Annotated in this window: 16 protein-coding genes; 13 read left to right on the top strand and 3 right to left on the bottom strand. The window is 69.4% G+C overall.

Annotation, left to right across the window (positions count from 1 at the left end; translation table 11 throughout):
- Positions 1–41: 41 nt before the first annotated feature.
- The 8 genes from map to truA all read left to right on the top strand — a co-directional run bounded on the left by map (position 42) and on the right by truA (position 5311).
- Positions 42–893 carry a type I methionyl aminopeptidase gene (gene map / locus IF00_RS0116150; RefSeq protein ID WP_030318640.1) on the top strand — a complete coding sequence of 284 codons (852 nt, stop codon included), beginning with the start codon at positions 42–44 and terminating at the stop codon, positions 891–893.
- Positions 894–1127: 234 nt separating this feature from the next.
- Positions 1128–1349: a translation initiation factor IF-1 gene (gene infA, locus IF00_RS0116145; protein ID WP_003956442.1), complete on the top strand. Its 222-nt coding sequence runs from the start codon at positions 1128–1130 to the stop codon at positions 1347–1349.
- A gap of 62 nt (positions 1350–1411) precedes the next feature.
- Entirely contained in the window at positions 1412–1525 is a 114-nt protein-coding gene (gene rpmJ, locus IF00_RS0116140; protein WP_003956441.1) for a 50S ribosomal protein L36, read from the top strand.
- A 191-nt stretch (positions 1526–1716) separates the two neighbouring features.
- The gene (gene rpsM, locus IF00_RS0116135) at positions 1717–2097 is read left to right on the top strand and encodes a 30S ribosomal protein S13 (RefSeq protein ID WP_015035595.1); all 381 of its coding nucleotides are present in this window, start codon (positions 1717–1719) and stop codon (positions 2095–2097) included.
- Between the two features lie 66 nt (positions 2098–2163).
- Positions 2164–2568: a 30S ribosomal protein S11 gene (gene rpsK, locus IF00_RS0116130; RefSeq protein ID WP_006376016.1), complete on the top strand. Its 405-nt coding sequence runs from the start codon at positions 2164–2166 to the stop codon at positions 2566–2568.
- A gap of 127 nt (positions 2569–2695) precedes the next feature.
- Entirely contained in the window at positions 2696–3718 is a 1023-nt protein-coding gene (locus IF00_RS0116125) for a DNA-directed RNA polymerase subunit alpha (RefSeq protein ID WP_003966937.1), read from the top strand.
- Between the two features lie 178 nt (positions 3719–3896).
- Positions 3897–4361 (top strand): 50S ribosomal protein L17, encoded by a 465-nt coding sequence (gene rplQ, locus IF00_RS0116120; protein WP_015035596.1) that lies wholly within the window; start codon positions 3897–3899, stop codon positions 4359–4361.
- Positions 4362–4453: 92 nt separating this feature from the next.
- Entirely contained in the window at positions 4454–5311 is an 858-nt protein-coding gene (truA, locus tag IF00_RS0116115) for a tRNA pseudouridine(38-40) synthase TruA (RefSeq protein ID WP_030318637.1), read from the top strand.
- Here the strand turns inward: truA and IF00_RS0116110 are convergent.
- On the bottom strand, positions 5282–6265 hold the full coding sequence (locus IF00_RS0116110; RefSeq protein ID WP_030318635.1) for a hypothetical protein: 984 nt from the start codon (positions 6263–6265) through the stop codon (positions 5282–5284). The genes truA and IF00_RS0116110 overlap by 30 nt on opposite strands.
- Positions 6266–6321: 56 nt before the next feature.
- Here IF00_RS0116110 and IF00_RS0116105 point away from each other — a divergent pair, with 56 nt between their 5' ends.
- The 4 genes from IF00_RS0116105 (at position 6322) to glmM (ending at position 10815) form a co-directional block, all read left to right on the top strand.
- A complete protein-coding gene (locus IF00_RS0116105) occupies positions 6322–7944 on the top strand; it encodes an ABC-F family ATP-binding cassette domain-containing protein (RefSeq protein ID WP_030318632.1) in 1623 nt (540 codons plus the stop codon).
- 393 nt (positions 7945–8337) lie between these two features.
- Positions 8338–8781, top strand: coding sequence for a 50S ribosomal protein L13 (gene rplM / locus IF00_RS0116095; RefSeq protein WP_030318630.1), 444 nt, complete (start codon positions 8338–8340; stop codon positions 8779–8781).
- Positions 8782–8825: 44 nt separating this feature from the next.
- A complete protein-coding gene (gene rpsI, locus IF00_RS41280; RefSeq protein ID WP_015035601.1) occupies positions 8826–9338 on the top strand; it encodes a 30S ribosomal protein S9 in 513 nt (170 codons plus the stop codon).
- Between the two features lie 118 nt (positions 9339–9456).
- Positions 9457–10815, top strand: coding sequence for a phosphoglucosamine mutase (gene glmM, locus IF00_RS0116085; protein WP_030318628.1), 1359 nt, complete (start codon positions 9457–9459; stop codon positions 10813–10815).
- A gap of 66 nt (positions 10816–10881) precedes the next feature.
- On the opposite strand, the gene IF00_RS0116080 is transcribed toward glmM, so the two are convergent.
- Both IF00_RS0116080 and coaA read right to left on the bottom strand, forming a co-directional pair.
- Positions 10882–11841 carry a DUF389 domain-containing protein gene (locus IF00_RS0116080; protein ID WP_030318626.1) on the bottom strand — a complete coding sequence of 320 codons (960 nt, stop codon included), beginning with the start codon at positions 11839–11841 and terminating at the stop codon, positions 10882–10884.
- A 2-nt stretch (positions 11842–11843) separates the two neighbouring features.
- The gene (coaA, locus tag IF00_RS0116075; RefSeq protein WP_030318624.1) at positions 11844–12836 is read right to left on the bottom strand and encodes a type I pantothenate kinase; all 993 of its coding nucleotides are present in this window, start codon (positions 12834–12836) and stop codon (positions 11844–11846) included.
- Positions 12837–13061: 225 nt separating this feature from the next.
- Here coaA and IF00_RS0116070 point away from each other — a divergent pair, with 225 nt between their 5' ends.
- Positions 13062–13820, top strand: a complete 759-nt coding sequence (locus IF00_RS0116070; protein ID WP_245234543.1) for a hypothetical protein — start codon at positions 13062–13064, stop codon at positions 13818–13820.
- Positions 13821–13842 lie beyond the last annotated feature (22 nt).

Raw genomic sequence — 13842 nt, 5'->3', positions numbered from 1 at the left:
TTGTTCTGTTCCCCGTACTCGATGGAAAGGCCGCGGCCACGATGGTGCAGATCAAGACCCCCGAGCAGATCGCGAAGATGCGCGAGGCGGGGCTGGTCGTCGCCGCCATTCACGCGGCGACCCGTGAGGCCGCCGTGCCGGGCGCCACGACGAAGGACCTGGACGAGGTCGCGCGGAAGGTCATCGCCGACCACGGGGCGAAGTCGAACTTCCTCGGGTACGGCGGGTTCCCCGCGACGATCTGCACCTCGGTGAACGAGGTCGTCGTCCACGGCATCCCCGACGACAAGACCGTCCTCAAGGACGGCGACATCATCTCCATCGACGCGGGTGCGATCGTGGACGGCTGGCACGGTGACGCGGCCTACACGGCCTTCGTGGGCACCGGGCACGCTCCCGAGCTCGTGGAGCTCTCCCGTGTCACGGAGGAGTCGATGTGGGCCGGCATCGCGGCCATGAGGCTCGGCAACCGCCTGGTCGACATCTCGAAGGCGATCGAGACGTACATCAAGCGCCAGCCGCGTCCGGCCGTCGGCGACCACAGCCTGGGCCGGTACGGGATCATCGAGGACTACGGCGGCCACGGCATCGGCACCGAGATGCACATGGACCCGCACCTGCTGAACTACGTCTCCCGCAAGCGCGGCAAGGGCCCGAAGCTGGTCCCCGGCCTGTGCCTGGCGATCGAGCCGATGGTGTCCCTGGGTACCCCGCAGACGGAGGTCCTGAAGGACGACTGGACCGTCATCACCACCGACGGCACCTGGTCCTCGCACTGGGAGCACTCGATCGCCCTGACCGAGGAGGGCCCCCTGGTCCTGACCGCGGTCGACGGAGGCAAGGCGAAGCTGGCGGAGCTGGGCGTGACGGCGGCGCCGGACCCGCTGGCGTAGCCGTCGGCCGGTCGCGGGTTCGCCGGCCGGAGGGCGGCGCGTTTCCGTTCGCCCAGGAGTAGCTTTGAGTTTCTGCGGCGTGGTGCCTTGCGTAAGGATCAGCTCGGGTGGGCAGACTTCCCGATTCGTCTTTTCCTGGGGCCTGACGTAGACTGATGCGTCGGCTCTCGTGTACCCGTGTGTCCGCACACGGCGGCGAGAGTCGATCAAGGTAGCCGATTCGAAAGGCGAAGCGTGGCCAAGAAGCAAGGTGCCATCGAAATCGAGGGCACCGTGATCGAGTCCCTCCCGAACGCCATGTTCAAGGTGGAGCTCCAGAACGGTCACAAGGTCCTCGCGCACATCTCCGGCAAGATGCGGATGCACTACATCCGAATCCTTCCGGACGACCGGGTCGTGGTGGAGCTCTCTCCGTACGACCTGACGCGTGGCCGGATCGTCTACCGGTACAAGTAGATCTTGCCCGCACCCCGCCTCCGTGCGCGGGTGGTGGCACTGACCCGGAGAACCTCACACCCATGAAGGTCAAGCCGAGCGTCAAGAAGATCTGCGACAAGTGCAAGGTGATCCGCCGTCACGGCCGGGTCATGGTCATCTGCGACAACCTGCGCCACAAGCAGCGCCAGGGCTGACGCACGCCGACCGACCTGCAACTTCGCAGTTCTTCGCGCGACGCATAGCAATACGTACATACGCAGAGCCCGTCGGGCCGTGTTCTCACGGTTGACGGCACCTCCGGCGGGGGCCGGGGACCCGACCTGTACCTCATACGGCAGCCGGGAACGGTTCTGCAGCAGACCCCCGAGAACACAGGAGCCATTGAATGGCACGCGTTTCCGGTGTTGACATCCCGCGCGAAAAGCGTGTGGTGGTCGCACTCACCTACGTCTTCGGCATCGGGCGTACCCGGTCCGAGGAGATTCTCGCCGCGACCGGCGTGAACCCGTCCACCCGTGTCCGCGACCTTGCCGAGGAAGACCTCGTCAAGATCCGCGAGTACGTGGACGCCAACCTCCAGACCGAGGGTGACCTCCGCCGCGAGATCGCCGCCGACATCCGCCGCAAGGTCGAGATCGGCTGCTACCAGGGCCTGCGCCACCGTCGTGGCCTGCCCGTCCGCGGCCAGCGCACCAGCACGAACGCTCGTACCCGCAAGGGCCCGCGTCGCGCCATCGCCGGCAAGAAGAAGCCGGGCAAGAAGTAGTCCTCAGCGGACGCTTGACCAAGCGGTCTTCGCTGTAGGACCGACCACCTCCCGTAGGAGTTATAGATGCCCCCCAAGGGTCGTCAGGGCGCTGCCAAGAAGGTGCGCCGCAAGGAAAAGAAGAACGTCGCTCACGGCCACGCGCACATCAAGAGCACGTTCAACAACACGATCGTCTCGATCACGGACCCCGCGGGCAACGTGATCTCCTGGGCCTCCGCCGGCCACGTCGGCTTCAAGGGCTCGCGCAAGTCGACCCCGTTCGCCGCGCAGATGGCCGCCGAGTCGGCCGCTCGCCGCGCGCAGGAGCACGGCATGCGCAAGGTCGACGTCTTCGTCAAGGGTCCGGGCTCCGGCCGCGAGACCGCGATCCGTTCCCTCCAGGCCACGGGCCTCGAGGTCGGTTCGATCCAGGACGTCACCCCCACGCCGCACAACGGCTGCCGTCCCCCCAAGCGCCGCCGCGTCTGACGCACGGCTGCTTGATTCAGGACTTCGGGCGGTACGGCTCTTCGGACCGTGCCGCCCGTACCCTTGCAGTACGCAGTACTCCGTCGGGCGTCAAATAGTGGGCGTCCACGACTGAAGGATTGAACACATGCTTATCGCTCAGCGTCCTTCGCTGACCGAAGAGGTCGTCGACGAGTTCCGCTCCCGGTTCGTGATCGAGCCGCTGGAGCCGGGCTTCGGCTACACCCTCGGCAACTCCCTCCGCCGTACCCTCCTGTCCTCGATCCCGGGTGCCGCTGTCACCAGCATCCGCATCGACGGTGTCCTGCACGAGTTCACCACCGTGCCGGGCGTCAAGGAGGACGTGACCGACCTCATCCTCAACATCAAGCAGCTGGTCGTCTCCTCGGAGCACGACGAGCCGGTCGTGATGTACCTGCGCAAGCAGGGCCCGGGTCTGGTCACCGCCGCCGACATCGCGCCCCCGGCCGGTGTCGAGGTGCACAACCCCGACCTCGTCCTCGCCACGCTCAACGGCAAGGGCAAGCTGGAGATGGAGCTGACCGTCGAGCGCGGTCGCGGCTACGTCTCCGCCGTGCAGAACAAGCAGGTGGGCCAGGAGATCGGTCGTATCCCGGTCGACTCCATCTACTCCCCGGTGCTCAAGGTCACGTACAAGGTCGAGGCGACCCGTGTCGAGCAGCGCACCGACTTCGACAAGCTGATCGTCGACGTCGAGACCAAGCAGGCCATGCGCCCGCGTGACGCCATGGCGTCCGCCGGCAAGACCCTGGTCGAGCTGTTCGGTCTGGCGCGCGAGCTCAACATCGACGCCGAGGGCATCGACATGGGCCCGTCCCCCACGGACGCCGCCCTCGCCGCCGACCTGGCGCTGCCGATCGAGGAGCTCGAGCTCACCGTTCGTTCGTACAACTGCCTCAAGCGCGAGGGCATCCACTCCGTGGGTGAGCTCGTGGCGCGCTCCGAGGCCGACCTGCTCGACATCCGCAACTTCGGTGCGAAGTCGATCGACGAGGTCAAGGCGAAGCTGGCCGGTATGGGCCTCGCGCTGAAGGACTCGCCGCCCGGATTCGACCCGACCGCCGCCGCCGACGCCTTCGGCGCGGACGACGACGCGGATGCCGGTTTCGTCGAGACCGAGCAGTACTGAGAACTCGGGCCCCAGGGTCCGTACCCGGGTGCGGGAGCGCTGTGCTTGATCGCGCAGTTCCCCGCGCCCCTTCCGGGCGCCCCTTCGGGGGCTGCCCGGATCTCCGACGGGTGACCGCCCGCTCGGACACTGACATCGGTACCTCATACGGCCGGTGCAGATCACAAGGAGAAACACCATGCCGCGTCCCGCGAAGGGTGCCCGCCTCGGCGGTTCCGCCGCGCACGAGAAGCTGCTCCTCGCCAACCTGGCGAAGTCGCTCTTCGAGCACGGCCGCATCACCACCACCGAGGCCAAGGCCCGTCGCCTGCGTCCGGTCGCCGAGCGCCTGATCACCAAGGCGAAGAAGGGCGACATCCACAACCGTCGCCTGGTGCTGCAGACGATCACCGACAAGGGCATCGTCCACACCCTCTTCACCGAGATCGCCCCGCGCTACTCCGAGCGCCCGGGTGGCTACACCCGTATCACCAAGATCGGCAACCGTCGTGGCGACAACGCCCCGATGGCCGTGATCGAGCTGGTCGAGGGCGAGATCGCCAAGAAGGCGACCGTCGCCGAGGCCGAGGCCGCCACCGTGCGCGCCGTCAAGGAGGCCGACGCGGCCGCCGAGGCTCCGGCCGAGGAGTCGAAGGACGCGTAAGCGTTCCGGTCGACTGATCTCGTGTGCGGGCCCGTACCCCTTGGGGTGCGGGCCCGTCGCCGTGTTCGATGGTTTCGAGAGGATGTATCCGCGTGAGCGATGACGTGCAGGACGGGTTCGTACGGGTTCGGCTTGACCTGTCGTACGACGGCAAGGACTTCTCCGGCTGGGCCAAGCAGTCCCAGGGGCAGCGGACCGTGCAGGGGGACATCGAGGCCGCGCTGCGGACCGTGACCCGGTCGACGGAGACGTACGAGCTGACCGTGGCCGGCCGGACCGACTCCGGGGTGCACGCGCGCGGCCAGGTCGCGCACGTCGACCTGCCCGTCGAGCTGTGGACCGAGCACCGCGACAAGCTGCTCAGGCGGCTCGCGGGACGCCTCTCGCACGATGTGCGGGTCTGGTCCCTCACCGAGGCCCCCAGCGGCTTCAACGCGCGTTTCTCCGCCATCTGGCGCCGTTACGCGTACCGCGTCACCGACAACCCCGGCGGGGTCGACCCGCTGCAGCGCGGGCACGTCCTGTGGCACGACTGGGCCCTCGACATGGACGCCATGAACGAGGCCGCCGCCACGCTCGTCGGCGAACACGACTTCGCCGCGTACTGCAAGCGGCGCGAGGGAGCCACCACCATCCGCACGCTCCAGGAGCTGCGCTGGGAGCGCCGCCCCGACGGTGTGATGGAAGCCACCGTGAAGGCGGACGCCTTCTGCCACAACATGGTCCGCTCGCTGGTCGGCGCCCTGCTCTTCGTCGGCGACGGGCACCGGCCCGTGGACTGGCCCGGCAAGGTGCTGGCCGCCGGTGTCCGGGACTCGGCCGTGCACGTCGTACGGCCGCACGGCCTCACCCTCGAAGAGGTCGGCTACCCGGCCGACGAGCTCCTGGCCGCCCGCAATCTGGAGGCCAGGAACAAGCGGTCACTCCCCGGGAGCGCCGGCTGCTGCTGAGGCCTGGGCGCGGCCGCGGGCGTAGATCTGGTTGAAGGCGAAGGTGCCGAGGTCGTCGCTGGCCTGGAAGATCGGCTTGTCGGCCTTGGTGACCTTCTTGCCGTTGGAGAAGCCGGCCTGGGTGAAGTAGGCGTAGCGGCCGACCGAGTTCGAGCGGCGCAGGCAGACCGTGGCGTGGCAGAAGTCACGCACGCCCGCGCCGACCAGCGGGGCGATACCGCCGGTGGCCTGGCCCTTCGCCTTCAGGGCCGCGGCCTCGGAGGGGAAGACGGCGACGCCGACGGTGATCGCCACGCCGTCCTTCACGTAGGTGGCGCGGAGCACCCGCTGGCAGCCGTTCTTCTTCAGGACGGCGCCGAGGCCGCCCTGGGTGACGGCCGCGCAGTCGGTCGTCGACGAGGTCGCGCCCTTGGTGTACGGCCGCTTGTTCATCGTCAGCTTCTTGCCCGGGAAGAGGCCCTCCGCGGAGAGCGGGGCCTTGTCCTTCTTCGGGTCCGAGATGTAGTCCTTCGGGTTCGGCGGGGGCGGCGGCGCCACCGAGGAGAAGGTCGGCTCGGGGGCCGGGGCCGCGGTGGGGGAGACCGATCCGGTGGGCACCCCGCCGTTCTTGGCCTCGTCGTTCTTCTTGCCGGAGGCCACCACGGCGGTGGCGACGATCGCTCCGACGACCAGGGCGGCCACCGCGCCGCCGCCGATGACCAGCCAGCGCTTGCGGCGGTTACGGGAAGCCGAGGCGTCGGCCAGGGCGCCCCAGTCGGGGGTCGTCCCGCCGCCCTGGGCGCCCGGGAAGGGGTCGGGTGCCTGACCCTGGCCGGGCTGCTGCCCGTACCCCTGCTGCCCGTACCCCTGAGGCTGCCCGTAGCCCTGCTGCCCGCCCTGCTGCGGCTGCTGCCCGTGCCCCTGCTGCCCGCCCTGCTGCGGCTCTTGCGGCCACTGCGGTCCCCCAAAGCTCATGCCGCGCATCCTAAACCGGTTGGGCCCCGGCCACGCGGGCGGTGACAATGCACCCCATGGGACATGTCGAGGCCGCGCATCTTGAGTACTACCTGCCCGACGGGAGGATCCTCCTCGGGGACGCCTCCTTCCGGGTCGGGGAGGGCGCCGTCGTCGCCCTCGTCGGGGCCAACGGCGCCGGCAAGACCACACTGCTCCGGCTGATCTCCGGAGAGCTCCAGCCGCACGGCGGCACCGTGAAGGTCAGCGGCGGCCTCGGCGTGATGCCGCAGTTCGTCGGCTCCGTGCGCGACGCCTCCACCGTGCGTGACCTGCTGGTCTCGGTGGCGCAGCCCCGGATCCGGGAGGCCGCGAAGGCCGTCGACGAGGCCGAGCACCTGATCATGACCGTCGACGACGAGGCCGCGCAGATGAAGTACGCGCAGGCCCTCAGCGACTGGGCCGAGGTGCAGGGGTACGAGGCCGAGACCCTCTGGGACATGTGCACGATGGCCGCGCTCGGCGTCCCGTACGAGAAGGCGCAGTTCAGGGAGGTGCGGACGCTCTCCGGCGGTGAGCAGAAGCGGCTCGTGCTGGAGTCGCTGCTGCGCGGCACCGACGAGGTGCTGCTCCTCGACGAGCCGGACAACTATCTCGACGTCCCCGGCAAGAGGTGGCTGGAGGAGCGGCTGCGGGAGACCCGTAAGACCGTGTTGTTCATCTCTCACGACCGGGAGCTGCTGTCCCGGGGCGCGCAGAAGATCGTCGCGGTCGAGCCCGGCCCGGCCGGCTCGGACGTCTGGGTGCACGGCGGCGGGTTCGACACCTTCCACGAGGCGCGCCGGGAGCGGTTCGCGCGCTTCGAGGAGCTGAAGCGGCGCTGGGAGGAGAAGCACGCCCAGCTGAAGAAGCTCGTCGTCAACCTGCGGCAGGCGGCCGCGGTCAGCCACGACATGGCCTCGCGGTACGCGGCGGCGCAGACCCGGCTGCGGAAGTTCGAGGAGGCGGGGCCGCCGCCGGAGCCGCCGCGCGAGCAGGACATTAAGATGCGGCTGCGCGGTGGCCGTACCGGTGTACGCGCTGTGACCTGCGAGAACCTTGAGCTGACCGGGCTGATGAAGCCCTTCTCGCTGGAGATCTTCTACGGTGAACGGGTCGGCGTCCTCGGCTCGAACGGGTCGGGCAAGTCACACTTCCTGCGGCTGCTCGCGGGGGACCCGTCCGTCGCCCACACGGGTATGTGGAAGCTGGGCGCGCGGGTGGTGCCCGGGCACTTCGCCCAGACCCACGCGCACCCGGAGCTGACCGGGCGGCCGCTCGTCGACATCCTGTGGACGGAGCACGCCAAGGACCGGGGCGGCGCGATGTCGATGCTGCGGCGCTACGAGCTGGAGCGGCAGGGCGACCAGCCGTTCGACAAGCTTTCGGGCGGGCAGCAGGCGCGGTTCCAGATCCTGCTGATGGAGCTGGCGGGCACGACGGCGCTGCTCCTCGACGAGCCGACGGACAACCTGGACCTGGAGTCGGCGGAGGCGCTGCAGGACGGGCTCGAGTCGTACGACGGTACGGTGCTTGCCGTGACCCACGACCGGTGGTTCGCGAAGAGCTTCGACCGGTTCCTGGTGTTCGGGTCCGACGGCGTGGTGCGCGAGACGACGGAGCCGGTGTGGGACGAGCGGCGGGTCGAGCGGGCGCGGTGACCTGGGCGGTCGGCCGGCCGGGCGTTGTCCTGGAGACGGCGGACGGAGTCCGGCGCAGCCGGGCGAAGCCGGGGAGGCCCCTTGGGGCCGAGGCGTGCGAGTGCGGCGTCGGGGTGGGGTCGACGGAGCCGGTGTGGGACGAGCGGCGGGTCGAGCGGGCGCGGTGACCTGGGGGCTCGCGGCGTTTTGACCCGTCCGGGGTGGCGCGGGTAGTGTTGCGGTTTGTTATGCGTATTGGCCTCGTCGTTCTCACGCGAGCGGCCCTTGCGCAGGTTCCCTGGAGCAGTTACCAGTGGCTCGCATACGGGCGGTGTCCCGGCAGTGCAGGCCCCAGCTGCATGATCGCTTCAGGTGTGTCTGGACTCCATCCACTGAAGAAGCGAAGGCTACGAAGTGCGTACGTACAGCCCCAAGCCCGGCGATGTCACTCGCCAGTGGCACATCATCGACGCGCAGGACATCGTCCTGGGCCGTCTGGCGACCACGGCTGCGAACCTCCTGCGAGGCAAGCACAAGCCCGTCTACGCCCCCCACATGGACATGGGCGACTTCGTCATCATCATCAACGCTGACAAGGTCCACCTCTCCGGCAACAAGAAGACCCAGAAGCTGGCGTACCGCCACTCCGGCTTCCCGGGTGGTCTGCGCTCCGTCCGTTACGACGAGCTGCTGTCGAAGAACCCCGAGAAGGCCGTCGAGAAGGCCATCAAGGGCATGATCCCCAAGAACACCCTGGGCCGTCAGATGATCTCGAAGCTGAAGGTCTACGCGGGCGAGAACCACCCGCACGCTGCGCAGCAGCCGGTTCCGTTCGAGATCACCCAGGTCGCGCAGTAGTTCCGGCCACACCCCCTAAGAACGAAAGAAATCTGAGGAGCATCGTGGCCGAGACCACCCCCGAGACCCCCGTCGACGAGTTCGAGGGCGTTGAGGAGTACACCACCGAGACCGAGCTCGTCGAGGGTGAGTACACCTCCGAGTCGCTCGCGTCCCGCTTCGGCGACCCGCAGCCGGCCGCCGGCCTGGGCCGTCGCAAGAACGCCATCGCCCGCGTCCGGATCGTTCCGGGCACCGGCAAGTGGAAGATCAACGGTCGCACCCTTGAGGACTACTTCCCCAACAAGGTGCACCAGCAGGAAGTCAACGAGCCCTTCAAGGTGCTCGAGCTCGACAACCGCTACGACGTCATCGCCCGCATCGCGGGTGGCGGTGTCTCCGGTCAGGCCGGCGCCCTGCGCCTCGGTGTGGCCCGTGCGCTGAACGAGGCGGACGTCGAGAACAACCGCCCGGCGCTGAAGAAGGCCGGCTTCCTCTCCCGCGACGACCGTGCGGTCGAGCGCAAGAAGGCCGGTCTCAAGAAGGCCCGTAAGGCTCCGCAGTACAGCAAGCGTTAATCGCCTGCTCGGTCTGCTTTCGTACGCCCCGGCGGCACTGCCCGTGCCGTCGGGGCGTACGTTTTTTCATAACCCCTTTCTCTTTCATGCTTGGGCACGTATTTCTCGGAGGACAGCTGTGGGACGACTCTTCGGCACGGACGGCGTGCGCGGTGTGGCCAACGCGGATCTGACGGCGGAGCTCGCGCTCGGTCTGTCGGTCGCGGCGGCGCACGTGCTCGCCGAGGCGGGCACCTTCGAGGGCCATCGGCCGACCGCGGTGGTCGGACGTGACCCCCGTGCGTCCGGAGAGTTCCTCGAAGCCGCCGTCGTGGCAGGGCTCGCCAGCGCCGGCGTCGACGTGCTGCGCGTCGGCGTGCTGCCCACCCCGGCCGTGGCCCACCTCACCGGCGTCCTGGGCGCCGACCTCGGCGTGATGCTCTCCGCCAGCCACAACGCCATGCCCGACAACGGCATCAAGTTCTTCGCGCGCGGCGGCCACAAGCTCGCCGACGAGCTCGAGGACAAGATCGAGGCCGTGTACGAGGAGCACCGCACGGGCGCCCCCTGGGAGCGTCCGACCGGCTCCGGCGTCGGCCGCGTCCGTGACTACGACGAGGGCTTCGACACCTACGTCGCCCACCTCATCGCCGTCCTCCCCAACCGTCTCGACGGTCTCAAGGTCGTCCTCGACGAGGCCCACGGCGCCGCGGCCCGCGTGTCGCCCGAGGCCTTCGCCCGCGCCGGTGCCGAGGTCGTCACCATCGGCGCCGAGCCGGACGGCCTCAACATCAACGACGGCTGCGGCTCCACCCACCTCGGGCTGCTCAAGGCCGCCGTCGTCGAGTACGGCGCCGACCTGGGCATCGCGCACGACGGCGACGCCGACCGCTGCCTCGCGGTGGACGCCGCGGGCAACGAGGTCGACGGAGACCAGATCCTCGCCGTGCTCGCCCTCGCCATGCGCGAGGCCGGTGCGCTGCGCGGGGACACCGTCGTCGCGACCGTCATGTCCAACCTGGGCTTCAAGCTCGCCATGGAGCGCGAGGGCCTGAACTTCGTCCAGACCGCGGTCGGCGACCGTTACGTCCTGGAGTCCATGAAGGAGCACGGCTTCGCGCTCGGCGGCGAGCAGTCCGGGCACGTCATCGTGCTCGACCACGCCACCACCGGCGACGGCACCCTCACCGGTCTGATGCTGGCCGCCCGGGTGGCCGCCACCGGCAAGTCGCTCGCGGATCTGGCCGGCGTGATGGAGCGGCTTCCGCAGATCCTGATCAACGTCCCCGACGTCGACAAGTCCCGGGTGAAGACCTCCGGCGACCTCGCCGCCGCGGTCACCGCCGCCGAGCAGGAGCTCGGCTCCACCGGCCGCGTCCTCCTGCGCCCCTCCGGCACCGAGCCGCTGGTTCGCGTCATGGTCGAGGCCGCGGACATCGAGCAGGCGCGCGCGGTGGCGCAGCGGCTCGCGGACGTGGTGAAGTCGGCGCTGGGCTAGGCTTTCTGAGGCGCCGTCATGCGTTGAGGGCCCCGTCGCACCCGTCTCGGGTGCGGCGGGGCCCTTTCAGTTTTCCTTCCGGGCGCCGGGCGCGCGGCGCCAGTGGCCGCGCTGGGTGCGCCAGAGGAGTTTCTGCCCGTACAGGGTCAGCACCCCGGCCAGCATGATGCCGAACAGGTTCAGCAGCAGCTGCTCGATCGAGCCCCACATCTGGCCGAACTCGCCGTAGCTGAGCGCGACCGCCGCGTTCGCGCCCGCCGGGACCGTCGTCACCGAGATCGCCACGCCCACCAGGGCGCCCGACTTCGACGAGGTCAGCGAGAGCATGCCCGCGATGCCCGCGAGCAGCGCGACGACGAACGAGAACGGGTCCGGCTGCCAGATGAAACTGGTGTTGGGCCGGGGCGCGTCGAGCCGGTCGCGGCTGAACAGGTCGAGCGCGTCCATGCCAAGGCTGAACACCGTCGTCGCCACGATCGCCGCCGCGAAACCGACGAGCAGCGCGTACAGCGAGCGCGCCGCCAGCTTCGGGGCGCGCTGAACCACCGCCGTACAGACCCCGGCGAGCGGGCCGAACTCGGGGCCGACCGCCATCGCGCCCACGATCAGGATGGCGTTGTCCAGGACGACACCGCATGCCGCGATCATCGTCGCCAGGATCATGAACGCGCTGTACGTGATGGAGAGCGTCGACTCCTCGTGCGTCGCGCCCGTCAGCTGCTCCCAGATCACCGCGTCCGCCGGCTCGCCCGGGGCCTCCTCCTCGGCGTGGTCCGCGCGCGTGGAGAGGGAGAGCTCGATGTTCTCGACCGCGATGGAGCCGTCCTGATCGATCCTCAGACCGCGCAGCCCCTTGAGGAGTTCGTCGCCGGCCTCACGTGCGACATCGCACATGACCACGTCGCCGGAGGGGTCCCGGGCCGCGCCGGGCAGCACCACCAGGTGGGTGGTGCCGACCGTGGACTCGATCACCTCGACGGCGGCCTGGGTGCGGTCGGGCGGCACGATCATCCGGAGATGCAGCATCCTCAGAGCTTACGGAGGCTCAGCCTCTGCACCTTGTGGTCCGGGCCCTTGCGGACGACGAGAGTCGCCCGGCCGCGCGTCGGGGCCACGTTCTCCAGGAGGTTCACCTTGTTGATGGTCCGCCACATGGTGCGCGCGTAGTCGAGGGCCTCGTCCTCGGAGACCCGGGTGTAGCGCTGGAAGTACGAGTCGGGGTCCTGGAAGGCGGTGTCGCGCAGCTTGCGGAAGCGGTTGAGGTACCAGCGCTCGATGTCCTCCGGGCGCGCGTCCACGTACACCGAGAAGTCGAAGTAGTCGGCGAGGCCGACGCGCGTGCGGCCGTCCTTGCCGGGCAGGGCCGGCTGGAGGACGTTCAGGCCCTCGACGATGAGGATGTCCGGGCGGCGGACGACGAGGCGCTCGCCGGGGACGCGGTCGTAGATGAGGTGCGAGTAGACCGGGGCCGTGACCTCGTCCTTGCCCGCCTTGATGTCCGCGACGAACCGGGTCAGGGCCCGGCGGTCGTACGACTCGGGGAAGCCCTTGCGGGACATGAGGCCGCGGGCCTTCAGCTCCTCCATCGGATAGAGGAAGGCGTCCGTGGTGACCAGCTCCACGCGCGGGTGCTCCGGCCAGCGCGCGAGGAGGGCCTGGAGCAGACGGGAGACGGTCGACTTCCCGACGGCGACCGAACCGGCGACCCCTATGACGAAGGGCGTGCCGCGCTGCTCGGCGCTCTCGCCGAGGAAGGTGTTGAGGGCGCCCCGCAGTCCGCTGGTGGCCTGCACGTACAGGTTGAGCAGCCGGGACAGCGGGAGGTAGATGTCCCGTACCTCGTCGAGGTCGATGACGTCCCCGAAACCGCGGAGCCGCTCGACCTCGTCGGCGGTGAGGGGGAGCGGGGTCTTGTCGCGCAGGGCGCTCCACTCGGCGCGGGTGAGGTCGACGTACGGGGTCGCCTCGGAGGGCCGTCGCTGGCCGGTGCCGGTGCGGGGGCTCCCGTGGGATGTGATCACCCCGCCATTGTCGGGGGTCGCGCGGCTTCGTGGGTGGCGGGGGGCCGTGGGGTGGGTCACGCGGAAAAGGCGTTGTCCGACCCCTGGCTTAAGGTGATCCTTCTGATGCCGCGTGGGCTCCTGACTTCACCACTTCACGACTTCACGCGGGGGGGAGCCGTCCTTCGGGCGGCATGTTGTGAAACCACGAAGAGAAGCAGAGAGCCAGTTCAGATGCGTACGTCCATGAGAAGCGCCGCCGTCGCCGCCACCGCCGTCTCCCTCGCCCTGCTCGTCACCGCCTGCGGTGGCGGGGAGAAGAGCGACGGCAAGGGTGACAAGGCCGGTGGTACCGGGGCGCCCAGCGCCTCCGCCACGAGCGCGCCCGCCGCGAAGACGCTGTCGGACGCCGAGCTGGAGAAGGCGATCGTCGAGCGGGCCGACCTCAAGGGCTACCAGGTGCAGAAGGCCGAAGCCGGGGACGTCGTCTCGGCGGCCTCGGTCACCGCCGACAAGCCCGCCTGCGCGCCGATCGCCCACGCCATGTCCTTCATCTCGCCCGGTTCGCCCGCCGCGTCGGCGGAGCGCAAGGTCCTCGAGGAGCCGAAGAAGGACGCGTCGGCCTCGCCCGAGGAGGCGCTTCTCGGCGGGCTGGGCGCCCAGGTCACGGCGGTGACGCTCGGTTCGTACGACGGACAGGGCGCGCAGGAGGCCTTCGCCTCGGTGAAGAAGGCCGGTGCGGAGTGTGCCGGCGGCTTCCACGTCGTCCACCTCAAGGAGAAGACGAAGGTCGCCAAGGTCGCGCCGGAGACCGTCACCGCCGGCGAGGAGGCCGTCGCCTTCACCGTCACCTCCGACATGGAGGGCGAGCCGTTCGTCAGCAAGCTCGTCGTCTTCCGTCAGGGCAACACGCTCGCGTCGTTCTCGACGATCAGCCTCGTTCCCGGCGGGGTCAAGACGCTTCCGCAGGCCGTCATCGACGCGCAGGCCGCCAAGCTGTCCTGACTCCGGCCCTTACGGCGCCTTC

Origin of the sequence: Streptomyces flavochromogenes (assembly GCF_000717595.1) — a bacterium.
Classification (GTDB): Bacteria; Actinomycetota; Actinomycetes; order Streptomycetales; family Streptomycetaceae; genus Streptomyces; species Streptomyces flavochromogenes.
This window is presented reverse-complemented; position numbering and strand designations above follow the sequence as displayed.